21 protein-coding genes are annotated in these 24,312 nt (G+C 43.9%); 6 read left to right on the forward strand and 15 right to left on the reverse strand.

Features of this window, described 5'->3' with window-relative positions; translation table 11 throughout:
• Nucleotides 1-4: 4 nt before the first annotated feature.
• Nucleotides 5-2,230, reverse strand: coding sequence for a TonB-dependent receptor domain-containing protein (locus ABTV71_RS21490; RefSeq protein ID WP_433901001.1), 2,226 nt, complete (start codon nt 2,228-2,230; stop codon nt 5-7).
• Between the two features lie 172 nt (nt 2,231-2,402).
• On the opposite strand from ABTV71_RS21490, the gene ABTV71_RS21495 reads away from it, so the two are divergent.
• The gene (locus ABTV71_RS21495; RefSeq protein WP_183078625.1) at nt 2,403-2,579 is read left to right on the forward strand and encodes a hypothetical protein; all 177 of its coding nucleotides are present in this window, start codon (nt 2,403-2,405) and stop codon (nt 2,577-2,579) included.
• 18 nt (nt 2,580-2,597) lie between these two features.
• Nucleotides 2,598-2,918, forward strand: coding sequence for an alpha-L-fucosidase (locus ABTV71_RS21500; protein WP_433901002.1), 321 nt, complete (start codon nt 2,598-2,600; stop codon nt 2,916-2,918).
• Between the two features lie 92 nt (nt 2,919-3,010).
• Here ABTV71_RS21500 and ABTV71_RS21505 read toward each other — a convergent pair whose 3' ends face one another.
• From ABTV71_RS21505 to ABTV71_RS21530, 6 genes are all read right to left on the reverse strand, one after another.
• Nucleotides 3,011-4,870 carry a DUF4859 domain-containing protein gene (locus ABTV71_RS21505; RefSeq protein WP_433901003.1) on the reverse strand — a complete coding sequence of 620 codons (1,860 nt, stop codon included), beginning with the start codon at nt 4,868-4,870 and terminating at the stop codon, nt 3,011-3,013.
• A gap of 22 nt (nt 4,871-4,892) precedes the next feature.
• Nucleotides 4,893-5,861 (reverse strand): hypothetical protein, encoded by a 969-nt coding sequence (locus tag ABTV71_RS21510; protein WP_433901004.1) that lies wholly within the window; start codon nt 5,859-5,861, stop codon nt 4,893-4,895.
• 80 nt (nt 5,862-5,941) lie between these two features.
• Nucleotides 5,942-7,084 carry a DUF4859 domain-containing protein gene (locus tag ABTV71_RS21515; protein ID WP_433901005.1) on the reverse strand — a complete coding sequence of 381 codons (1,143 nt, stop codon included), beginning with the start codon at nt 7,082-7,084 and terminating at the stop codon, nt 5,942-5,944.
• Between the two features lie 19 nt (nt 7,085-7,103).
• Nucleotides 7,104-8,579 (reverse strand): RagB/SusD family nutrient uptake outer membrane protein, encoded by a 1,476-nt coding sequence (locus ABTV71_RS21520; RefSeq protein WP_433901006.1) that lies wholly within the window; start codon nt 8,577-8,579, stop codon nt 7,104-7,106.
• Between the two features lie 45 nt (nt 8,580-8,624).
• A complete protein-coding gene (locus ABTV71_RS21525) occupies nt 8,625-11,783 on the reverse strand; it encodes a SusC/RagA family TonB-linked outer membrane protein (RefSeq protein WP_433901007.1) in 3,159 nt (1,052 codons plus the stop codon).
• Between the two features lie 394 nt (nt 11,784-12,177).
• Complete coding sequence (locus tag ABTV71_RS21530; RefSeq protein WP_121122581.1) at nt 12,178-13,041, reverse strand: AraC family transcriptional regulator; 864 nt, start codon at nt 13,039-13,041, stop codon at nt 12,178-12,180.
• Between the two features lie 141 nt (nt 13,042-13,182).
• On the opposite strand from ABTV71_RS21530, the gene ABTV71_RS21535 reads away from it, so the two are divergent.
• Nucleotides 13,183-13,374: a DUF3024 domain-containing protein gene (locus tag ABTV71_RS21535; protein ID WP_121122583.1), complete on the forward strand. Its 192-nt coding sequence runs from the start codon at nt 13,183-13,185 to the stop codon at nt 13,372-13,374.
• On the opposite strand, the gene ABTV71_RS21540 is transcribed toward ABTV71_RS21535, so the two are convergent.
• A complete protein-coding gene (locus ABTV71_RS21540; RefSeq protein ID WP_433901008.1) occupies nt 13,287-14,348 on the reverse strand; it encodes a helix-turn-helix transcriptional regulator in 1,062 nt (353 codons plus the stop codon). The genes ABTV71_RS21535 and ABTV71_RS21540 overlap by 88 nt on opposite strands.
• Nucleotides 14,349-14,446: 98 nt before the next feature.
• Between ABTV71_RS21540 and ABTV71_RS21545 the strand changes: the two genes are divergently transcribed.
• A complete protein-coding gene (locus tag ABTV71_RS21545; protein WP_433901009.1) occupies nt 14,447-16,906 on the forward strand; it encodes a TonB-dependent siderophore receptor in 2,460 nt (819 codons plus the stop codon).
• A 2-nt stretch (nt 16,907-16,908) separates the two neighbouring features.
• Nucleotides 16,909-18,072, forward strand: a complete 1,164-nt coding sequence (locus ABTV71_RS21550; protein ID WP_433901010.1) for a PepSY-associated TM helix domain-containing protein — start codon at nt 16,909-16,911, stop codon at nt 18,070-18,072.
• 45 nt (nt 18,073-18,117) lie between these two features.
• Here ABTV71_RS21550 and ABTV71_RS21555 read toward each other — a convergent pair whose 3' ends face one another.
• From ABTV71_RS21555 to ABTV71_RS21580, 6 genes are all read right to left on the reverse strand, one after another.
• Entirely contained in the window at nt 18,118-18,855 is a 738-nt protein-coding gene (locus ABTV71_RS21555; protein ID WP_121122592.1) for a hypothetical protein, read from the reverse strand.
• Nucleotides 18,856-18,869: 14 nt separating this feature from the next.
• Nucleotides 18,870-19,886, reverse strand: a complete 1,017-nt coding sequence (locus tag ABTV71_RS21560; RefSeq protein WP_121122595.1) for a bestrophin family protein — start codon at nt 19,884-19,886, stop codon at nt 18,870-18,872.
• Between the two features lie 7 nt (nt 19,887-19,893).
• On the reverse strand, nt 19,894-20,553 hold the full coding sequence (locus ABTV71_RS21565) for a potassium channel family protein (protein WP_433901011.1): 660 nt from the start codon (nt 20,551-20,553) through the stop codon (nt 19,894-19,896).
• 54 nt (nt 20,554-20,607) lie between these two features.
• Nucleotides 20,608-20,964, reverse strand: a complete 357-nt coding sequence (locus ABTV71_RS21570) for a DoxX family protein (protein ID WP_108635585.1) — start codon at nt 20,962-20,964, stop codon at nt 20,608-20,610.
• Between the two features lie 92 nt (nt 20,965-21,056).
• Nucleotides 21,057-21,812, reverse strand: coding sequence for an SDR family oxidoreductase (locus tag ABTV71_RS21575; protein ID WP_433901012.1), 756 nt, complete (start codon nt 21,810-21,812; stop codon nt 21,057-21,059).
• Nucleotides 21,813-21,882: 70 nt separating this feature from the next.
• Nucleotides 21,883-22,437: a TetR/AcrR family transcriptional regulator gene (locus ABTV71_RS21580; RefSeq protein ID WP_181390628.1), complete on the reverse strand. Its 555-nt coding sequence runs from the start codon at nt 22,435-22,437 to the stop codon at nt 21,883-21,885.
• Between the two features lie 198 nt (nt 22,438-22,635).
• Here ABTV71_RS21580 and ABTV71_RS21585 point away from each other — a divergent pair, with 198 nt between their 5' ends.
• Entirely contained in the window at nt 22,636-22,986 is a 351-nt protein-coding gene (locus ABTV71_RS21585) for a DUF3024 domain-containing protein (protein ID WP_433901013.1), read from the forward strand.
• Between the two features lie 82 nt (nt 22,987-23,068).
• Here ABTV71_RS21585 and ABTV71_RS21590 read toward each other — a convergent pair whose 3' ends face one another.
• The gene (locus ABTV71_RS21590) at nt 23,069-24,022 is read right to left on the reverse strand and encodes a LytTR family transcriptional regulator DNA-binding domain-containing protein (RefSeq protein WP_433901014.1); all 954 of its coding nucleotides are present in this window, start codon (nt 24,020-24,022) and stop codon (nt 23,069-23,071) included.
• Between the last annotated feature and the right edge of the window lie 290 nt (nt 24,023-24,312).

Raw genomic sequence — 24,312 nt, forward strand, 5'->3', positions numbered from 1 at the left:
GACATCAATAATTGATCCTGTTATTTTCCTCCAAGCGGTCATTGGCAGGAGCATTCTTAAGATTACTTTTCTTTCCGCGATGTAGCCTGTAAGAAAGATTGATCCCCACCGCTCTACTATCGTATGACTCTCGGTACTTCCCTTCCATGAAATCGCTACTAAAAGTTATTTTAGGTCGGTTGGTCCTGAAAAGGTCATTGGCATAAATATACAAAGTAAATTTATCTTGCAAGAAGGTTTTGCGCAAACCGGAATTGACGGACCACAATGATGCAATGCTAGCCTGTCCTTCTGCAGTGGACCCATTCACAAAACAGTTGACATCCAGCTTTATTTTAAAAGGTAGTTTTATATTATTTTGCAATTGCAGAGCAGGAGTCAGTTGCCTGTTATGATAGACATCATTTGCCGTCACCCATTCAAAATACCTATAGATGAGATTGCCATTTGCCTGTATGTTCCAATTTCGCATAGGGGAAATACTGGTCGCATTGATCCGCAATCCAATACTAGATGCGTGCTCCAGGTTGATAGGCATTACTACGGTCCGCTTGTTCCCGTCCAGGTTGTAGCTCTTGCTGATCGCATCTTGTCGTAGGCTGTAGAACATGTGGAAGGAATAGGAATTTTTAAATAACCAAGTAAGCTCCATATTATGGACAAATTCGGGCTTCAACGCAGGGTTTCCTTTTTCATATAAATAAGGATCGTTGACTTCAACGAAAGGGCTCAGGTCTTTAAAATTAGGCCGGTTGACCCTCCTGTGATAATTGATCGAAAGCTTTTGTTTATTATCCAATGCATAGGTCATTGTCAGGTTCGGAAAAAAATTTTTGTATGATCTTACAATAGTAAGATCTGTACCCAGACCATTTGCTGTTCCACTATGAAAAGCCGCAGCCTCATAACGCAGCCCCAGATCCATCCGAAACAACGCTGAAGGGCTGTATCCCACTTGCATAAAAAGCGCCTTTAGACGTTCTTCATGATCGAAAGCATTTGTCAGATCGCGACGTTCCTGCCAATCGCTGTTATTCGATTGTTGAAACAATGAGCTTGTACGCATGTCAACCTGCGTAAATTTTCCACCAACGGAAGCCGCGATATCCGGCCGGATGTCCAGCATGTATTTCGACTGTATCGTCGTGATATTTACCTTACCTCCACTCTTGCCTCTGAGTTCCTGTGGCAGGGATACCGGTGCTCCGTCCCCTATAAATTTATCCAACAGCTGATGTTGCGTTTCAGCTTGTTTAACCTGTTGCAGGTCAAGATAATTTTCCCATTTTGATCCACCAACAAGCTGTACGGTAAAGTGAGCTCCGGTACTAAAATTTTTAAAGTTATGTCGTAAACCATTGCTTGTAGCAATGATAGAATCCGCCTGCGACCGGCTGTAAAAAAAAGCAGAACCAACAGTTTCCTCTTTCGTTCTTTCCTGATCGGAGAGAAGCAGATAGGTGCCCATTTTAATTTTATCATTTGGCCTATAATCGAGCGTGCCGTTATAATAATGATTGCTATATTTTTTCTTTCTAATGGCATTCATATCCAAGCTTAGCATTTTATTGGCCGTATGGATAGTATTACTGAGATACCGGGTTGAATTGACATCCACCAAATCACTTCCATTTGCATAAGCGTAGGTATTTGAAATATCCAATTTACGCAGGTTGGCCGCGACAGTTATATTATGGTAGTTCCTGTTATATTTACCTTGTTCGGCATTGGTCGAAAGAAAAACATTTAGGCCATTTGAAGTACGGTTACCCCGTTTTAGATTGATAAACCGGGCTTCACCGTTGGCATCCATTCCAGCATCTGGCTGTGTAATAAGTTCGACAATATCAAGGGATGAAGCTGGCATGGAACTCAAAAAATTAATTAGATTTTCACCATCAATAAAATTTGTCTTGCCGTCAATCAGCAGCTGTACACCCGCTTGTCCGTTCAAACTTATCTTACCGTTTGGTAAAATAGTAACTCCCGGCATTTTCCGCAGTAGTTCCAAAACACTGCCCGACGCACCCATTGTATTTTTATTCACCTGATAACTCAGCTTGCCAGGAACAATTTTAATCGGATTGAATCGTCGTGACACTTCGACCTCACTCAGCTTTATATTCTTATTGGTCGTTGTATCCTGTAAAAAATAGCCTGTCTCTCCATGAGCTGCGCCTGAAGCAAATAGCATAATGGCAAACTGCATATAACTGAATTTTCTAGTCATTATTCGTGTGCTTTAATTGACTACGAATGTATTTGCTTAGCAGCGTTTGCCTAAATAATTTATTTGAACGGTAATTTCTGCGGGATGAGTGGTCGCTTTGCCCTATGGCATTATACTTTTATAACCTTTATAATTAAATACAATCATAAACAAATATACCACATCGGACTTATTGGCAAAAGGTGTGACCGACAACAGCATATCTTCCATTAAAGTGGGCGCCAATGTTAAAGTCACGTTATACAACGGCAATAATTTTACCGGCGATAGCCTCGTCGTCACCTCGTCGTCTTCCTACCTGTCGACTTTCAACGATAAGGTTTCCTCCATGAAAATACAAAACCGTTAGAGAAGGCCGAGCGCTACAATGAATAAATTAATTCTTAATAAGATAAAAACAATCCTGCTGCTGCTATTTGCTGTGGCGGGATTGAACCTATCAGGCCAGCCCGCCCCCTGGTTTACCGAAGGCAAATTTGGTCTATTTCTCCATTGGGGGCTCTATTCCCAGACGGCGGGAGACTGGAACAGGCATCCCACCAAAGGCGGCGAACATTTTATGCTCTATGAGCGGATCCCGGTCAAAACCTACGCAAAGATTGCCGATCAGTTTAACCCGACGGCCTTTGATGCTGACCACTGGGTGCAGATGGCCCATGATGCCACTCCACGCACGCTATCGAAATGAAGAGGATAAACAAAAAGCCACATCTCCCGACGTGGCTTAAACTAAACATAAACATATGAACCACCACCTCATCTCGTGGTTTTAACTCACTCTTATTTGATATTGACATTAAATGTAAACGTCGCCTGCACGGTTTTCGTTCCTTCGTACGTATACACCAGTGCCTGCTTGATGGTGTATTTCTTTCCAGTGGTCAATGCCCCTGGATATTGACCGATGGAGAACGTAATCGTACTGGCGTTAAATTCTGAAAATAAGCCCGCATTGGCCCCCCAGTTGGTGACAGCCCCTGCAGGCGTAAACCAATGCCCGTACCCGGTGGCCGTATTGTTGGGATTTAAACTTCCATTCGGCTCCACGGCATAGAACTTAATTTTTCCGCTGCTCATCAAACCCGCCAGGTCTGCCGAAGATATGGCCAAGGCCTCCCCTAGCTGAGCTGCATTGACGCTTACCTGCGCACCCGAATACCCTGTGGCATCTGCCGGGAAGCTCAAGTCATAATTCAACGCGATATCTTTCGGCTGACTGCTCACCTCATTGTATCCTGTCGCCGTGGTACCCTGAATTTTAATTTCGTAAGGCCACTGCTCGTCATTGCTATCGTCATCATCCCAGGCATGTGGCTGGTAAACAGCTGGGGCACCTGTGACAACAAACCAGAGGTTGCTGCAATTGGCCGGAACAGTAAACGCTACCGTATTCTCCGTGCCCTCCGTCCGATCACCGTATACCCGCGTGCCATCTTTCAATAAAGCCACATAGCCATATCGCCATCCGGCACGGCTGGCATCCACCGGGTTGAATCCAGCAGCATTTGCCAAGCCCTTAAAAGCCACCGAAACCTTGGTTCCCGCAGCCGGAACTTCCAGCGGAATCACATTATAACCCGTAGTGCCCGGACAACGATCATAGGCAACGCGAAGACTACCGTTGGATTGCCGCGTAAATTTGGTCGTCAGCTTACCGATATAATTCTTTCCATAGTCCCGGATGCTGTTCAGGTCCCAGGTCACAAAGCGGGTCGCCGCATCATAGATCTCATTGTTGAATTGTTTCACATCGATACCCGTTATACGCATATAGGCCTGCACCGGATCTTCAGGTTTTAAAGCCTCCCGCCAGATGCGGCCAATCATATCGATCCCATGTTTGCCTGTCCAATACCAATGGATGAAATAGCTGGCATAACGATATTTCTCATGATGAATATGGCGATGATAATTTTCGGTATAGACGGGAAAATCGGAGCCCGAAAATGCCTGTGCGGGATACGTTTGGTAGGCCTGCCATTGCGCGGTCTGCTCCCAGAACCCGTTGCCGCTCGTTCCACCGTAGCCGTAACGAAACCCATGCCCCCCTTTCAGATCAGCAAATACCTGATATTGAAAACTATGCCCGATCTCATGAGCAATCACAGCCCCCACAGGCTTACAGGTCGCTGGATTAATCCATAGTGCCCCGATCGTATCGTCGTAACCGCCACCATAAGCCATCCATTCTGTCGTGTAGTGCACAAAAATCATCATTTTGTATTTATCCAGATTGGATCGGTTTACTTTGCGTTCTGCAAACTTCAGCGTGCCGATGTTCAATGCGTAGAACTGTTCGGCCTTGGCCAAAAGATCATCAATATCGACCCGGTATTCTTCGGGGACAGTTTCCGAATTGGGATCGTTCTTCCCATAACTCGCCCCCCAGAACACGATAAAATGCTCCGACTGACGGCTGCGCGAATAGGACCATTTGCTCCCTTTATCGTTATAATCCATCCCTTCAAATTCCTTGGGCTTGTAAATTTGCAAAGAATCTGTCCCCACTGTAACGGGCGGCGTGGTGACCTCTTCCTCGACGGGAAGGGGTACTTCTTTTTTGCTGCATCCCTGCGAAAGGAATACAAGTGCTGAAACCAGTGTCAGCAGGACTTTATGCAATACTATACTTTTCATCATTTGCGCTTTTAATAGGTAGAGATCAACTATGTGTGACGGTCAAAAAACGGAAGCGAACGGTATAGGTACCACTTCGGTAGAATTTGATGGTCGATACCGGGTTAAGATTACGTCCCAGCGTAGTCGCCGTACCTACAATACGATAATAAGAAATGGGATCCCCCGACCAAAATTCTGTGCCAACATAAGTACCGTTCATGATAGGATACACCAGTCCCGAAACATCTGGATAGCGATACACCAAGCCCGTATCGGTGACTTCCTCCGGATAATAGGGCGACCAATTTTTGAATGTCGGCCGGTCGCCACGCTTGATGACCTCGCCTTTTTTTGGATTGAAGGGCTTGCCGTTTTTATCTTCCCATTGATATACAATTTTGTTTTCTCCTTCCGCCTGATGTTCTACAACGATCTCATAGTCTGTATAGGGTAGAAAATTGGATTCGGCACCGTAGTCCGAACTCGTGCACGACTTAAATAAAATATCTTCCTTCTTGGCACCGATAACATTAAAATCGAGGATGTTCTTAAACGTTTTCTGTCCGGCGATATTGCTCACCTCCACATCGATGGTGTACTGCCCCGGGGTCACAAATTGCGTCGCCTGTGTAAAACCCACGCGGCCACCGGTCGCATTGAGCATCATCGGCGGATATTTCGCCTTGCCGATTTTGGCCTTCAACAGATCCAGGGTGGTATCCCGCCAGGTGACTTCAGCAAGGTAGGTCGATATTTCATGTTCTTTTGAAAATTCTGTTGAGAGCTCGCCGGTTTCCTTGTTCCGTACCGCAACCAGATTGACGGTCAACGGGGTTGTGCTTCCATTGGCAACAATGGCATCCGTGTACACTACTGCCCCCTGGTTGACTTGCAGGTTCTCCACATTATAGCGTAAATTTTCACTTAAATAACCTATTTGGTCACTCTTGCAGGAATCCAATAGTCCTAGGGATAAACCTGCTAAGCCGATTATAAAACTTCGTTTTTTCATCTGTTTTATTTTTTCATTTGTGATGAAGCTATCCGGTTGATTCGGTTTTGCAGCGGAATCAATCCAGCTAGTTTCATAATTTATTTGATCTTAACATTGAATACAAAAACAGCATTCAAATCACCCTTTGTTTTGGACTTGTACACGAGCGATTGTCGGACAGTGTAGGTACTACCCACCGTTGTTTGCCCTGGATATTGCAAAATATTGAAAGTCATCGTTGAGGTTGCCAGCTCCGATACAATGCGTGCATCGGCACCCCATGAACAGGTTTGTCCTTTGGTATCGAACCAGTGCCCGGGAGCGTTGGCAGTACTGTTTGCATTTAAGCTGCCATCGGGCTGTACCGCGTAGTACGTGATATCCTTACCTACCAGCGCAGGTATTGTACCGCTCTCCACGCCATAAAAGCGGGCTAAACGCGGAAGCATTATGTCTACGGTCGTGCCTGTATATCCCGCTGCATCGTATTTAATGCTCAGGTCGTAGGTAAAGGTCAGCGTAGAGCCAGTCTCCACGATTTTAGGCCCCGTCAGGAGGCGCGGTACAAAATCGCCGATAAATGTATGTGTATTGGCCAATACATTCAGTGTCGTGCCGGACGCTGTTTTTATCCCCGTCGTCTGACAGAATATACGCATATCAGGCTGATCATCTTCTTTATAAGTGACGGTACCATCCGGGCTGGTTTGATCCGCTTCGCCCCGTATTTTGACGTAATACAAATAATAGAGTGCCCCGGAAGACCAAAGTGGTTTGGGTTGCTTTTGCCTATGGTAGACAAATCCGCCCACATTGGCCGCATTCTTGATTGTCGTATACGCTGTGCTGGCCGTCTCCAAATCGTAAGGGGCATCGTTATAGATGTATGCCCTGACGGAATCTACAGGAATTTCGTTCAGAAATTGGTCAAAAGAATACTGCGCATTTTCATCCACATACTTCACCGAGTCTTCTTTTTGTTTATAATAGCGGTTGACCGAATAATCCGACGGTGCCCAAAAGGTTTTCGCCTTGTTGATTTCATCTTTGAGTTTAAAATGGTCAATCACCAGCAGCAAGGTATCAAACATCCCCGCGGGATGAGCGGCCAGGTAGTCGTAAGTAGACAGATTGACTTCGGCTTTATGGAGACCGTCGTCCGTCAGATAAGCTGCTTTCTTGCAACCGATCACGGTCAGTCCAAAAGCCAGCAGCAACGCAAATCGATATAAGGTTTTCATTTTTTTCAAGTTTAGTGGTTTACATATTGACAGTGCCCCAGTATGGTGTCTGATTAAGCGCAGGATTGGCTGACAACAACGATGGGTCAAATGGCCAAAGGTATTTCTTCGCGTTAAACTGCGCCTGGTTCATTTTGCTTTCCGGAAATTTATAGACGTTAAAGTGTTTATACAACCGCACCAGGTCGTAATAGCGATGGCCTTCCAAAAACAGTTCGCGCGCTCGTTCACTAAAGATGGCCTCGATGAGCGGTTCTTCGTTTGCGTAGGCAAGCAATCCCGCCTGCGTCCGGATTTCATTTAAGATGGTTTCAGCAGCACTGTTTTTGCCTGTTGCGGCCAGTCCCTCTGCCATCAGCAGCTTAATATCGGAATACCGAAAGATGATGATGTTATTTTTAAATATCGCGTTGGCATTTGACGCATCACTCGAGAACTTTACATTTGCATATTTTGTACATAGTGCATAGTTACCGTTATAGTCAATATCAAACACACTTTTAAAGCGTTTGTCGTTATTGTCTTTAAAGAGTGTTTTAATGTAATCCTGACTGATTCTTAACACCGGATCGGTGAAAATCCGAAAATAAGGTCCCGCCAGTGAATAGTACCCTACCCCCCTATTGGTCCCTTCGTTTTCACCACTCTGGGCGATCTCAAAGATACCTTCATTGGATTTACCCTGATAGATACTGCGGTAGTTGAGGCTGTCCCTTCCCACAAAAGAATATTCGCCACTTTCCAGTACCGATTTAGCCGCCGCTATGCAGTCGGCGTATTCGCCTCTCCAGGCACTCAAATGCGCCTGAAGGGCAAGCGCAGCTCCAGTATTTGCGCGCAATGCAAAATCATTTTGGTCGATATTGCTCCATTTCAATAACGTCAACGCTTTGGTTAAATCTGCCTGACTCTGATCCAGCACATCGCTCTCTTTGCTGGCAGGCAGATTGACCGCATCGATCGGTGCTACAGATTCGGTTATAATGGGAACTGTGCCCCATACCCGTGCCATATAGAAGTAAGCAAATGCGCGCACAAAGTATGCTTCGCCGATGTAATAATCCCGCACCGACACGTCATTAAAAACATTTTCATCCATCTTTGGCAGCCTTTGGATCACCCGGTTGGCCTGGTCAATAGCCTGATAAAAGACATCATAGCGCCGCAGCTGATAAGCGGGTCGCCAAGTTTCCGAAGCTGCTACAGCCGTGTTGAGCTGCATATTGACAATTGTATTTATATCCGCGTCGGTCGAAGAAGAAATTTCGTCCGACAGCAAATCACCATAGGTGTAGAAAGCCATTCCGTTGGCCTGGTTAAGGGCCTTGCGCAGCAGTGCATACATTGCATTGGTTGCGCTATTGGCATCTTCCTGCGTTTTCCAGAAGTTCTCATCCGTTGCCGAACTGACAGGCTCAATGTCCAGAAACTTGGAGCAGCCCGAAGCGAGATACATAAAAGTACTCAGCATTAAAAACAATATTTTTCTTTTCATCTCGAAATAATTTTAAGCCACCGTTATGCGATGGAACTGACATGATTAAAAGGTTACATCCAGGCCTATAGTCCATTTCTTAGGGATCGGATATCCGTTACCCGTTGAATAACCGTTGGCTTCCACCGCTTCAGGGTCTGGCACCGACGACCATGACTTGACAGCCACATTATCCACCACCCCATACACGCGGAGCATTTTCAATTTAAGCTTCTTTATCATGGCCTGTGGGAATGTGTAACTCAGCTGAATATTTTTGAGGCGTACGAAACTGGCGTTTTCCACAAACGTGCTGTTGGCGATGTGCCAATTGTCCACCGTATTATGAAACAGCGATGGGTATTTGGTCTGATCCCCATCTTTCATCCAGAAGTCGCTGGGGTTAAAATCGCCAGCAATGGCCGAATTGGTACCCCAGGTCGAATACAGATTAGATGAACCCGCATCCTGCAATTTGTCCGACATATAACCGTTCCATAATGAGCGTCCAAATACGAAGCTCACCAGTGTGGACAAGCTAAAATTCTTATAAGAAAACTGGTTGATAAATCCGCCTACAAGGTCAGGATTTGGATTTCCCATATCAATTTTGTCGTTGTGGTCGATGGTGTAATCCCCATTCACATCCCGGCGGCGCGGATCGCCAGCCTGATATAAATTCCCCCTAAAATGCGTGAGTCTTTTTCCTGTCAAAGGATCTACAGGTACATCTGCATTGGTTGCATATACCCCATCCACATCCCACACTTTAAATGGAAAAATAGGCTGGCCTACGTTCAGTGCACGTTGCATCCATACTTCTCCCACCTGTATTTCCTGCCCACCGCCAGGAAGGCTGGTAACATAGTTTTTATTGTAAGCAATATTGAAATTGGTGGTCCACTGGAATGCTGACGAAGGAGCCATATTACGGGAAATAAGCGTCATTTCTACCCCACTGTTTCTCACGCTGATAAAATTATTGGAAACTGTGCTGTATCCTGAGGTCGCTGGCATGGTCAGATTGTATACCAGCTGTTTGGAGTCGCGCACATAAAAATCGGCAGTCACGGTAACCCGATCGTGCAAGAGGTTCATATCAAAACCGGCATTAAACTGCGGCGAGCGCTCCCATTTGATTGTCGGTGAGGTTGCCGCTGACGAATATTCAGGGGCTACGGTAGGCTTGCCATTATAGGAGAGCACCGAACCACTAATACCATTTTCCAGCACCGACCCTGCATAGGATGCGTCAAAAGTCAGTCCTGTATAGCGCGCGTAGTAAGAGCCCGGATCACGTCCGGTAACGCCATAACTACCCCTGATTTTGAAAAACGATATCGCGTTTTTGACTCCTTCAAAAAAAGGCTCCTCCGAAAGTACCCAGCCGGCAGATATGGACGGGAAAATACCCCAGCGGTTGTCCTTGCTGTAACGCGACGAAGCATCCATCCGGTAACTTGCAGAAAGCAGGTATTTGTCCTTATAGTCATATCCAAAACGACCGAACACCGATACCCGCGAGCGCTCACTGATGGAAGTTGTCGCATAGAGATCCGGCCCGGAAGGGATCCCGGTTACGGTTTTCACATAATTTCCATTATCGTTATAGCCGGTCATCGTACTGTTATTGGAGGTATTGCGTTCAATACCCGTCCCCAACACGGCACTAATATTATGGGTATCGCGAATGCTCTTGATGTAGTTAAAATAGGTTTCCCATTCCCAACGCTTATTCTGGTTTACCCAATTCTGAGCAAAGTTTCTATTGCCTGTCAGCAGTTTGGGACGAAAAAGATCACGCGTATTGTTGTTGACATTGAACGAAAACTGCGAGCGCAGGGTCAGGCCATTGATCAGAAATTTCTTGAGTGTCCCAGCGAAGTTTCCATTCAGGCTGAAGGAGTTATCGCGGTCCATCAAACCATCGTAACGCCCCGTATAGATCTGTTGGTCTACGTCTGTAATCTGATAGAAAGAAGAAGGGAATCCCCAGGTACTAAATGGATATTTCGAGTCGTCCCCCGAACCATGTTTTGCTTTTGTAAAACCGGCAAACAAGTTGGTCTCAAATTGGAAATTGTCGGTTGGATTGGCCTGCAACATCAGACGCGGCGTCAGATTTTCATTTTCAAAGCCCATCATCACGCCCTCCTCATAGTAACGCTGTGCCGAGAAACGGTATAAAAATTTCTCCATGGTGGCACCGATACTCACATTGACATTATTGATATTGGCCGACTGCAGAAAAAGGCCCTGCCAATCGGTATTGTTGTTAAAGGCCGGATTTAAACTATCTGTCAACATGGGGCTGATGGATCCGTTATTAAACCAGTCATACGATCCACCCTGATAGAGCAAGTTCATTTTCAGCCTACGTTCTGCAGCTCCCACGGTGATCGGTTTCATGGCCGGACGGCTGGAAACCCCGTTGTAAGCCGAGATCCGTATTTCGGGTTTCCCCACTGCCGGACGTTTGGTTTTGATGATGATGACCCCATTTGCAGCACGGGCACCATAGATAGCCGATGCCGAGGCATCTTTCAGGATATCGACCGATTCGATGTCGTTGGGGTTAATGGCCTGCAAAGGACTCGCATTCCCGTAAGCCGCCTGTATGTCGCTCACATCGTAAATAATATTATCGATCACATACAAGGGAGCCTGCAGCTGATTGTCAGCTAAGCCCAGGTTGCTCGTTCCACGGATATTGACAATGTTATTGGTACCCGGTTCCCCCGAAGTACTCAGCACCGTCAGACCGGCCACACGTCCCTGCAACATGGCGTCGAAGGTAGCGTAAGGCGTATTTTCAAAATCCTTCCCTTTTACGGTAGCGATAGCACCCGTTGTTTTGCGCCGCTGCACATCCTGGTAGCCCATGACGACTACCTCATCGAGCCCTGTCCCATCTGCTTTCATCGTTATTTGCAGCGTATTTTCGCTATCCCGTAGCTGTTTCTCCTGTCGCCCATAACCGACGGAACTAAAAATCAAGGTTGGATTTGCAGATTTGAGCTTTAAGGTAAATTTCCCATCAGCACTCGTTTTGGTCGCATTGTTGACGCCTTTCTCCAAAACACTCAGGTCAGACAAAGGTGTTCCTTTTTCGTCTTTAACGATCCCCGTGACCGTTCTCTGTTGTTGCGCATAGAGCTGTTGACATGCCAACAGCAGCAGCATAAAAATACCCGTTAAGCATTTTTTTTGAAGATTTTCATACATAGTCATAATTTCGTTAAGCAGGTGTTCAGTTTAGCATACTGTCAAGGACAGATCTATCCCGTCGGATAAATGCGATTCCTTTCGAATGAAAGGCTGCTACAGCATGTTAAAAAATTGATTAGTTCTTCTTTCTGTAACAAAAATAGTACTTCGAAACAGCGGTTTTCGGTCAGATCTTACCCACTCGTTCTAATATTTTAACAAATGGAAAGCAGCTTCCGGGCTAGTATAGGGTTACAAAATAGGGCATAAAACTATTCCGTCTAACCATAACAGGGATATTTACCTGCAATCGTTAGACGGAATCGGATGAGAGCGGCAAGCGCTCAGAAAAATGAGTGAACTTCTAATAGATGGAATCAAATAGGCTACAATCTGAATGGTTAAAAAGCCGTTAATCGTATAGATAATTCCTGTAGTTGCGGACGTATATTTTAGGCGATATGCCCAATATACTCCGAAAAACTCGGTTAAAATTGGTGATGCTATTAAAGCCCGAATCATAGGCTATTAAAGAGATCGAATCGTGCCTACCCAAACCCAATAATTTACATGCTTCGCGGATGCGCAGTTCATTTAGGTAGGCGATGAATGTTTTTCCTGTACAGTTTTTAAAATAGCGGCAAAAGGCGTGCGGCGTAAGATTTGCCTTTTCAGCGATTTCATCCAAACTGATATCCTCTTTAAAGTGCTCTTCCAAAAATTTACATAGTTTTTCAATACGGAAGGGCTTATTTATTTCCCTATTGGACAATTGCACACCAGAAAGTGGCTCAAGATCAGCGAATACTTTGCTGAGTGATTTTAACAAATAAAAGAAATTTACGAGCTGATCCAGGTAGTCAGACTTTTGCAATATTTCAATATGATAACATACCTGCTCTCGATGTTTCTGCGGGACCTTAAATCCCCGCTGACATTTATGCACAAAATCAAGCAGGTTGCGGAGTTCGGGCATCCTTGCCATGGTAGACAATGCTCCTTTCGTGCTAAAAAATAAAGAAATAGAACGTACGCATTCCCCTGCAATGAAACTTCTAAATACATGGGCTTGATTTGTCCCCAAAAGAAAAATGTCACCAGGCTGAAATTCATGTACATTATCGTCCACGAGTAGCTGGCCAATACCTTCCTTGATCCAGATTAATTGATATTCCTCATGACGATGCATATAAGGATAAAACTTATCCAGTACATCTTCTTGAATATAGATAGATTTGTCCTCAGGGGCAGGAACTTTAAATTGAACTGGCTTCATAACAATTTAGATTTAAATAAATGTCAATATGACATTAAATATACACAAGCCAATTCGCCGTTGCAATACTTAAACAAAAGAGGTTAAAATACGGTGATATAAAGTTATAATATGCACATGAATCTGCTGGGTTTAGTATAATTGACTGCCAACATACTACATATCGAATTTGCGAAAATAAAATATGTAAAATCCAGCAAGCAATGGAAGCTATATTGGCGATGGGCGAAACCTACCGTGAGGCATTATTCTTTCGAAGAAGACTGTACGACCTTTGGTTTAACGCCGAAATGCTTCTTGAAACTCGCTGAGAAATGCGCAGGATTGTTATAACCTAAAAAGCGTGAAATTTCATTTATTGGCCGATCTCCCTGTGTAAGCAGCCTCTTAGCTTTTTGCATTCTAACTTTGGTAACATGGCCATAAATGGTCGTTCCATAGCATTGTTTAAAATATTTCTTTAAATAGTTTTCATTCGTTCCCAATTCGGACGACAATTGCGATAAAGATGGCGGATCGGTTAATCTGCTCTCCACTATATTTTTTGCTTCGGCCATAAGTTTTTTCATTTCCGGGCTCAGGTGATTACCGGTCCTGGCAACCCTATTGCCAAACCTGTGCTGGTCGAATGTCCGCGCCAGCAGCTCCAGGAGCTTGCCAAAACAAAACAAGGGATTCCATTCTTTATCAAGCTCCGGATTAAGCAATTCCGCTATAATTTTCTTTTGCTGATCACTGATCAATATGCAATCTTCAAACAGTGTACCCGTTCGTGACTTTTCCAGAAGTCTGCGTAACTTACCCCGAAATGAACTGTCTACGGGCAAATAGGTCTCAAACAAGGAGATTGGCATATTGATTTCAAAAAAACTTTCTGCCGGGCGGCGATGCCATAACCCTAAAATCTGAGGTGCTGCAAACAGGTAACTTTGGACATGCCCGGGTGAACAACTCCCCAACAGATCACCGTCCACGTAGTACTGCCGGTCGCTATTTAAGGCGAAAAAAACATGAATGTAAGGAACCGCATTGTCAATACAGATATAACCATCACTGGGAGATGTTAGCTCTGAATGCATCATATGAATCCCCTGAGGCATGATGATCTCGGAGATCTCCATTTGCGAAGAATATTGCTCCAAGGTGTTTTGCCGAAACTGAAAAGGCTCATTCATAAATGTTCGGATATCAAACGAATAGCGGGGCGGCGCATAGGCCATCTCACGCGCTACCTGCTCATCCAAAGACCATGATTCCTGCAGATAAGAATTATTGGATAAGACTTTTTCTAAACTATCTGTGTACATGCCGACCTATGAAATTCCCGAATTGCATATTTTTTCTCCCCCAAATATAAGTTTAATCATCGAATTTTGTCTCCTTATTAAGATTAAATTTAAATAATATGCGAAAAATACCTATGCTTGTCGCAACAATATGGAGTCTACTACTAACTCAAACACATGCGCAGGAAAAACAGCTATTCCATGGGACAGTCTTGAATGAATACAACTCTCCGCTAGCCGGAGCTACGATCACCGTACTTAAAACCAACCAGCATACCGCAACAGACCATCTTGGCCAGTTTATATTGTCTACATTGGCCAAAGGCACTTATGATATCCGGATCAATGCAATCGGTTACAAAACAATCAAGCAGAAAATATCGATCGATCCGGCACATCCAATTACCTTAGCATTTCCCATGTTTCGTGCAGAAGAATCTTTACAGACCGTGGAAATCTATGGGCGCAAAGAAAAATCTTATCGCAACACACAGTCCTTTATCGGCAGCAAGACCGAAACCAAATTACGCGACTTGCCGCAGTCTGTTTCTTATGCGACCAAAGAGCTTATTGCCGACCAAGGATTGATGCGTGTAGGTGAAATAGTTAAAAATTTCAGTGGTGTAAATCAGTTTACCTTTTACGACGATATTACGATCCGTGGTTTTCGGATCAACGGAGGATCCAATACCCAGCTGGTCAATGGCATGCGTACCACAACAGGATTCTGGAAACAGCCGCTGGCCAATTACCTGGAACGGGTCGAGGTATTGAAAGGCCCATCGTCGGCCCTCTTCGGGAATGCAAGTCCCGGGGGTGTTGTGAATCGTGTCACAAAAAAACCGCTCGATGAGGCACGGAAATCGCTGCAATTTTCTGTGGGAAGCTTCAACAACCTCCGGGCCCTTGCCGACTTTACCGGGCCTATGACGACAGACAAAACGCTGCTCTACCGCCTCAACATTGGCTATGAAAATGCGCAAAGTTTCAGGGATCTCCAGTTCGATAAAAACTTGGTCTTAGCACCGTCATTCTCCTTTATTCCTTCAGAAAATACGCGTATCAATTTTGATATGGTCTATAATGATTCGAAGTCAAGACTAGACCGCGGACAATCTGTCTTTGCCAACGGCGATCTCTATTCGACGCCTATCAGTCAATCCATGAGCACGGCCAATGATTTTCTGAACGAACAAACCTATATGGTGACCGCTTCGTTGAATCACCGTTTCAATGAAAAATTGAGTTTCAATGCATCTTATATGAAAACAGGCTATGCGGAGGATCTGTCGGAACATCGTTCGGCCAATGCCTATGCTGTAGACGGCAAAGGAAATAATATTGAAAATATGGTTGCAAGGCAGGTTTTCATCCGAAACAGAAAACGGTTTGTCGATAATATCACTGCTTTCTTCAATTATAATGTCAACACGGGTAGGCTCGCGCATAAGCTCATCGCCGGTTATGACTATGCACAGGAAGTGCTCCCTGTAGGTGGTTCACAGCTGACAGCGAGTGGCTACAGAAATAAAGATAATACCGGAACCATTGCACGATTTGATCCGAAAAAAATCGGCGATTATCTACTCGATAAAAATGGCGACCCAGTACCCAATGTTTCCAGTTTTGACCTCAGCAACCCCTTGAAAAGCCAACAGTTGCAGGACGGAAGTAAATATTTCTATGCATCTACATTGGTCGCACCGACTTATTATCATCTGAATGCATTGTATGTGCAGGATCAGCTCACTCTGGGCCCGCTTCAATTATTGCTGGGGTTACGGTATGAGAATTACAAGGATATCGCCAATTATAAAACCGATCAGGCCGAGAATGTACACCAAGATGTCCTACTGCCACGCTTCGGTGCAGTGTATACCATTAATCCGCAGATTAACCTATACGGAACCTATGTCAAAGGCTATAACCCACAGACAGCTTCGGCACTGGCAAATCCAAACGCGGGCGGGCCATTTGATCCGCTCGAAAATGACATGACCGAGTTTGGGTTAAAAACAGCCTGGTTGGACGGAAAATTGCAGGCGAGTACCGCCATCTATCAGATCAATCAGAAGAATACGCTTTATCCTGCCCCCACTGCCGACAATGCGGATTTGATGGAACAGATCGGTAAGGAAAGATCCAAAGGCATAGAGTTTGACATTCAGGGCCAGATTCTCCCGCACTGGAGTGTCATTGCCTCTTATGCCTACAATGACGCCAAGATTACCGAAGGTGGAAATAATGAAGAACTGAACAGGCAAAAACCCAATGCGCCTCAAAATACGGCAAACATCTGGACCAGATTTTCTATTCCATCCGGAAAAGCAAAAGGCCTGGGGATCGGCGTCGGGGCCAACTATGTGGATAAGCGAAACCTTTCCATCAACCAGAACCAGACAATTCCTTCTTACAGTTTACTGAACGCAGCGCTATACTATACCATTGGGAAGGTACAACTGCAGGCCAACTTTAATAATATCACCAACAAAACACATTGGGTAGGTGGTTATGACTATATCCGTCTATTCCCGGGTGCACCACGCAATTTCTTATTTACCCTGGGCTATACCTTTTAAGTATGACTTTCAAAAAGATAATGCTGTTTTTACACCGCTGGATCGGATTATTGTCCGGTCTGGTGGTTTTTATCGTGAGCATTACTGGCGCCATTTATGTCTTTGAGAAGGAGCTATTTGCGCTATTTCATCCCAGCTATGTGACGGTAGCGGCACAGAAAAGCGAGAAAACACTTCCCCTTTCGATCTTGAAGGCAAATGCTCAGCATGTCACCGACCATCCCATTAACATTATCCGCATTCCCGCTACCACCGGTCAGCAGGAAGCCTATATTTTTGAGGCCCTTAAACGCCGTCCCAAAAATGATATCGCGGGTGCATTCGTGAATAAAGAAATCATTTATTGGGACCGTATTTTCGTAGATCCCTACAGCGGGCGCGTTTTAGGAAAAATAGATGTCGAGACTAATTTCTTCTGGATTGTAAGGCAGATCCATCAATTCTTATATCTCAGGCGCGACGTAGGGAGCACCATCGTCGGCAGCAGCGTCCTGCTGTTTATCATTACGCTACTTTCAGGTCTTTTCCTGTGGTGGCCCAAAAACCGTAAGGTAGCTGTTAAACGGCTCAAGATCAATTTCAGCACGAAATGGAAGCGTCTCAACTATGATCTTCATCAGGTTTTGGGGTTTTATGCTTTCTTGGTTGCTCTGGTCATTGCGGCAACTGGTTTAGTCTGGTCCTTCAAGTGGTGGGAGACGAGCATATACTGGCTTATGGATGGTAAGCGACCCAATATGCAGATCGAAGCGCCAAAAGCTCCAAACAATACGATGAGTGAGGCCAGCGCTGCTTCGTTAGACCTGATATGGTCCGATGTCGTGAAAAAGCACACGGTACATCAGGGCGTTTTTATCAATTTGCTTCATGAGGTTTCCCAAGCCAATGCAACCATCTATAATAAAGGAAACACCGGGTGGTCGGCCTCGGATACCCATGCCTATGATCTCCGTAATGGAAAGCACTATTTTAAGAGGCTGCAAAGTGATAAAACATTAGGCATGAAATGGAGAAATTCCAATTACGACATTCATGTCGGAAAAATAGCCGGCAGGACAGGCATGTGGATCGCATTTGTAGCAAGCTTAATCTGCGCCTCCCTACCGGTTACAGGCTTCTGCATCTGGTATGGCCGAAAATTTAAGAAGAAAAAAATGCGTTCGTAGCCACTTCAATCAAATCCGGCTGCAACCAGCACCCATTATTGTCCCTCAATCCTCATAATAGGCATCCATCAGATTTTTCCTTTCCATAGTTGCAACGTCGATATATTCAAACTTTTTATACTGACAGAATGATCCCATATCTTTATCTCCATTGATAAAGATACCACCTACCAGAATCACATATTTGCACGGGTATCGGGTTTCTTTTACCAACACTTCAATGCGTTCGTCTATCGCTTCATACATGACTTCTGTCGCTTCAAAAATTTGGTTTTCCGCATTCAGTATTCTTTCTTTGCTGTGGAGAAAAATTTGCTCAATGGTATTTATCTGAAAATCCAGCGAAGTGATATTTCCTTCAATGATCTGTCCGGCTGCCAGTTTGGCAAGGGCCCCTTTTGCTGCCCCGCAGCAGGCAGAATTGGACCGTTGTCCTATTCTGCTTATCTCTCCGATCTGCCCATCCCGGGTAATCCCGATGTGCGGCGCATAAAAAATGATCACAGCCCCATCTTCAGGGACATGGTGCGCAAATGCCCCCATCCCCGTAAGTCCGGCAAAAGGAAAACCGTCTAGTCCTCCCAGGTGAAATGGACCGAGCATTTCATAGGCTCTAGGAGGATATTGTATGGCATTGACGTCGTCGCAGCACATACTGTCCGCATGCATTAACTGCTTAGGTTTTAATTCCAGGTATTTTTCAATCGTGTCCAATAAACGATTGACCGTATCAATAGACGTTAAGGCCTTTGGATACCATTTTCTTACAGATTCTATACTCATAATTTTATTATTTTTTACATGACGATATTATTCACGGGCTGTATCGCGGGAGGAAGCTCCTTTTCGCCCAAGATTTCACGCAGGTCAATTTCTATGTTCCTGCTGATCTGTGTGATCGGGATATCGTTGGCATTACCCTCAAATGGATTTTCCGTACTCTCCCCGATTTGTTCCAGCACCAGAAACACCCAGCCCAAAAGAATGCTGAAAGGAACGGTAAGCCAGACGATATGATCGCCAAATTTTTCGATCATTTTAGAAAACTCCCCCAAAAAACCCAAAGGAAGCAAAAAGCAGAGCGCATTTGTGAAATAGAGATTGATACTCGAAAACTGGCGTGGATAGGGAAAATTTTTGATTCGTTCGCATTTTCCCTGCTGATCATACAATTCCTTGAACTGATTTTCAAGTGCGGTATAATTATAAGCCGAAATTTGACCTGCTTCATTTAATTCCCTTAACTGCGCAGACTGTAAGGCAATGATCTGGGTCGCCCTATTTTTTGTGGAAAGCACATACTTAAGCTCATCATCGCTTAAAAAGTTTATGAGTTCCTCATCAAGCTTACCTTTCCATTCAGGAACTTCATAGTACCTGAGAAACTCTTTATTGTAGCCTTTTGTTTTTACATGTTCCCAGCTTTTTGTTTCCCTGAGCTGAAACCTCAATGCCGTGAGCCAGGCAAAATGGCGATAGATGATCTGCTGATGCACCGCCTGTTCCTGTACCTTATCGTCCATCCTTATGAAATCCCGCACCAAGATCCCCAAACTGCGGCTGTTGTTGATGATCGCACCATAGATCTGACGGGCTTCCCAGCTCCGGTTGTAAGTCTGCGTATTCTTGAATCCCGAAATGAATGCCGCTGCCGTCCCCAGCAATGCGACCGGAACCCAGGGGATAGCCAGCCATTTCCAGTCCATAAAATAAAAAAGTGCGGTTGGAATAACACTCAAAATAAGCATTTTATAAATCTTCATCCTGGTCCAGGGAATGAAATGGTAAAGTTTGTAATGTGAGCCTGTATTCATAAATAAGTTAATTTTTTGATGAAAATTTGCTGATCAGAATCCCTACCAGTACAACCGTATAAAATTGACCGGCTATTCCCACAAATGCGGTGACCAATTTGGTCACATGCGTATTGGGCGTAATATCTCCAAATCCGATACTGGTGAAAGTAATCGAACAGAAGTAGACCAGATCCATAAATGTAAGTGCGGAGGAGGACTGATCAACTCCTTTAAAAGATGCGGGATCGCGGTACTGGAAAAATTGCAGTGCGAACACCGAGATTTCTATCAGTAACATATACCCGCATATAGCCGCCGAAATAATATCCGTATTGATATATCCGGGTTTTATCAGAAACCGGAGCACCTCCATAAAAAGAAAGCAAAAGAACACCACATAGTTGATATTCAAAAAAGTAAAATACCAGGGTAGCTCCTTAAAAAATGGGATGCCAACAGGTAATAACAAAATGATGATGAAATGCAGATTTCTGAACCAGTTTCCCCGGCTATGTTTTCCGGTGAACAACAAGATAGACCCTACTCCCAATACGAGCATGTTGACCGGCCATATGACACGGGTATAAAAATCCAGATCCGTAAGAAATATTCCTACAAATAAATGCTGCATCAGGACGAGCAGAAGAATTTCATATTTTCTTTTCTGCAACTTTTGAATGATCATCGGCGATTTTAATAAAAATTGAAAGCTGGTCATCATTAACCGAAGATACTCAGGTTATTGCCCAGCGGTTTTCAAGGGATATTGCAGGTAGATAATTACCAAGTTCAATAGTAAAAACGGCAGTTCGATCAGCACCCCTTTCAGATCTTTATCCAGCAGATGCAGACAAATGATCAGCAAAATTCCTGCTGCCATTAAAAAGTTTCCCCAGACAAAAGTCTTCGGGAACAAGATCATTAACGCGGCAATCATCGTAACCGCACCATTTATTGCCAGTGCTGTTTTGTTAAATCCCCATTTACTGAACATGTCCATCATGGCGGGTTTCCCCATCAGCATGGCATAGCCCTGTTTTATTCCCATAAATACAGCGATGAGGATCAATATCGAATTAATCAGTCTGATTATCATAATTTTAGGCTTAAAAGTAAAAATGGATAATGGGTTTTATTTAAAATTACCATTATCCATTATCTGATCAATTATTTCTGGTTAATCAACTATTATCTTGTGGTATAACCGCCGTTGGCAAAAATAGTTTGCCCGGTGATCCACCAACCATCCGTTACCAAGAATTCTACCAAAGGGGCGATATCTTTGATATCTGTCAGTCCACCCAGCGCAGAAGCTGATTTGTGATAGGCTACCGCATCATCACTCTCCTGTCCGTAAAAGAAAGGCGTATCCATCGGCCCCGGAGCTACTGCCGTTACGGAGATGCCTCTGTTTCCGAATTCTTTCGAGGCCGCTCTTGTAAAATGCTCTACTGGTGCCTTAGCTCCAGCATATGTTGAATACAATCCAGTATAGGCAGCCAGCAAGGAAGTCACGATCGTACAGATTTTACCATGATCGTTTACTTTTTTACCGGCTTCCTGCAGGAAGAAATAAGCCGATTTTGAATTGATTCCGAACATGGTATCATATTCTTCCTCTGTCGTTTCAACAAATGGCTTTTTTAAAACCATACCCACGGTGTTGATGGCAATATCAATTCCACCGAAAGTTTTTATGGCTTCATCAAAAAATTTGGTGATATTACCTACCTGGGTCAGGTCTCCCTGAAATAAAAATGCTTCAGCACCCAGGGCTTTGACATCAGCCAATGTTTTTTCACTTTCTGCTTTTGAGCTCTCACTATTAAAATGAATAGCCAGCTTTGCTCCTTTTGCTGCAAAATCTCTGCTTAATAAGCCGCCAAGGTTTTTTCCACCTCCGGCAATCAGGACTACTTTCCCTTTTAAATCGTTGTGTGCCATAATTTAGTTTCTTGTATAATTAAATTTACAAAAACTGACGGAATATTCCGTCAGTTTTTGTAAAAAAAAATTATGCGCTTATTGAATCCCAGCACATTTGTAAAAATAGGGCTATTGTAGCGTCATCTATGTCCATCTTTTCATCCATCGCCCACAGGAGCCAACCGTTGATCGTGCTGAACGTAAACAGCCTTAAGCGTCTTGCCGTTAATGGCTTGAACAAATTCTGATCCAGGCCCAGCGCATACAATTCGTCAAATTTCAGAAAGTCCATCATGGCTATTTCATGGATCTCTTTTGTCAAGATCGGTGATGCTGCAAATTGATAAGAAAACTGGAATTCCAACGGATGCTCAAGAAAGTACCGAATGACCCTTTCCCAGAGAAAATTGAACTGATCATGTAGACTGCCCTGTTTCTTATAATTTTTGAAAACATAGGCAGATTCGCTGGCCTTTTGCCGTATCCAAATCTGCTGTACGATCTCTTCCTTGCTATTAAAGTTTCGGTATACGGTACCGATACCCACGTTTGCTTCGGCTGCTATCTGGGCAATGGTAACTGCATGCAACCCTTGGGTTACGAAGAGTTTAAGGCCCGCCTTTAATATCTGCTCTCTTTTCAAAATAAAATAAATATAGCCTCAAATTTAACAAAATATATCTTGAATAAACTATAACAACATATATTATGACATATATGCCCGAACTGGGGCAGGCCCACTGCCGCTCTATAAACTGAAAAATATCCGGGTATAGTATATACCTCAAGGTAAAAATATTATCTTTAACACTGAAAGTGAATTAAACGATTAAACAAGAAAATGATAGACAACAAAGACATTATCTCCATGGCGGAAGTTCAGATCAGAAGCTTTGTCGAATCCAAAAGGCCACAAGATATTGAGGTGAGAAAGAAATTGGATTTTGGGTATACCTGGGATGGACAGACTGCCTTATTGTTTGAGATACGTCCGCAATGGAATAATCCAGCTAACATACTACATCTCGAATTTGCGAAAATAAAATACGTAAAATCTAGCAAGCAATGGAAGCTATATTGGCGGCGGGCCAGCGGTAAATGGGAAGCTTACGAACCAATACCTTCAAGCGACAACCTGCAGGAGCTAATAACTGAGATCAGCCATGATGGTTATGGCTATTTCTTTGGCTAAAAAACATAACAAAAAAGCAGTCTATATCGACGATATGGGCTGTTTTTTTCAAGAATTGTAAATAAAAGGCGTTTGAAACACTTTATTTCATTTCAAACCAGCGCCTAAAGTCAGCGGCATCCTGACGGCTGACAAATATATCCTCCTGCTGCTCAAAATTCGGTTTCAGTTCAACCCTTATTACGCCATTCTCTAAAGCATGATATCCTTTAATGATACTCCGATTGACGATGTAACGCCTGTACATCAAGTAGTATTGATTATGGTCGAGTATTTTCATCAATGTATCGAGGCTATAGTTGTGTGTATACTCCCTGCTACTCGTTAAAGTGAGGAGCTTTTTGTCGTCGGCTGAGCTTTTGATAAATGCAATGCCGTTAAGTGGGACATAGTTATCTTCATAGCCATATTTTACCCTAAGACAAGGTGCAAGCATGACCGTATCGGAAACATCTTCCATCCGCCCGTCTTCCAACTTCACTTGCAGCTCCTCATATTCAATGAGCAACTCCTTGAGTTCAGTCTTTTCTATTTCTGCCTCAACATATTGATCTTTCACGAACTTGGCAAACCGGATGACGTATACCAGCAAGAATAACAGGTTCAATATGAATATAAACAAAAATACAAACCTGAATTCGTTGCGAATATATGGACCTATAGCATCCATTCCCTTTGAGGTTAACGGTAAAAATACCAACAGCACAAAGACTGTTGTGAGCAGGGCAGGCAACAGTAAGCCATAGATAATCTGCCCGATCAGACGTGGCTTAAAATCTGTCAGCCAGGATAGCTTCTTGTCCATGAATCTATTAAATACATGCGCTGCATATAACACGCACAAAGTAATAAGTGAGGAAAGAAACCAATAGAGATAGAATCTTGGTTCTGAATACCGTTCATCAAAGACCAGAAATTTGCTGGGCGAGCAGAAGAAATTACCGATCAGAATAGCCAAAATTAATTGAAGTCTGATCGAAAAGTAGTTAACTTGAATCTCCGAATGGAATCTCTCAATTAGTTTCTTTGTTTGCATGAAGTTGTCAAAATGGTTAAGGCAGGTAAAATTAACTAATTCCCTAAATAAAAAATTGACAGAACTTCAAAAGAACAATGCAGGATTCGGTAAAAATTAACAGAATCATGCTTTTTTTTACTCCTTTTCTCCAATACAGATAACCGTTCATCGTATAATTTCGTTTTCGTCCGTCAGCGCAAAACACCCCCCAAAAGGCCAATAAGCTATATTTATGCCTTATTTCAGCTACCGTTCATCCGCTTACCAACAGTTTACCTTGCCTTCTAAGTAATACCTTGCTAATTTTA

It is taken from the genome of Sphingobacterium puteale (genome assembly GCF_050986225.1).
GTDB classification, from domain to species: domain Bacteria; phylum Bacteroidota; class Bacteroidia; order Sphingobacteriales; family Sphingobacteriaceae; genus Sphingobacterium; species Sphingobacterium puteale.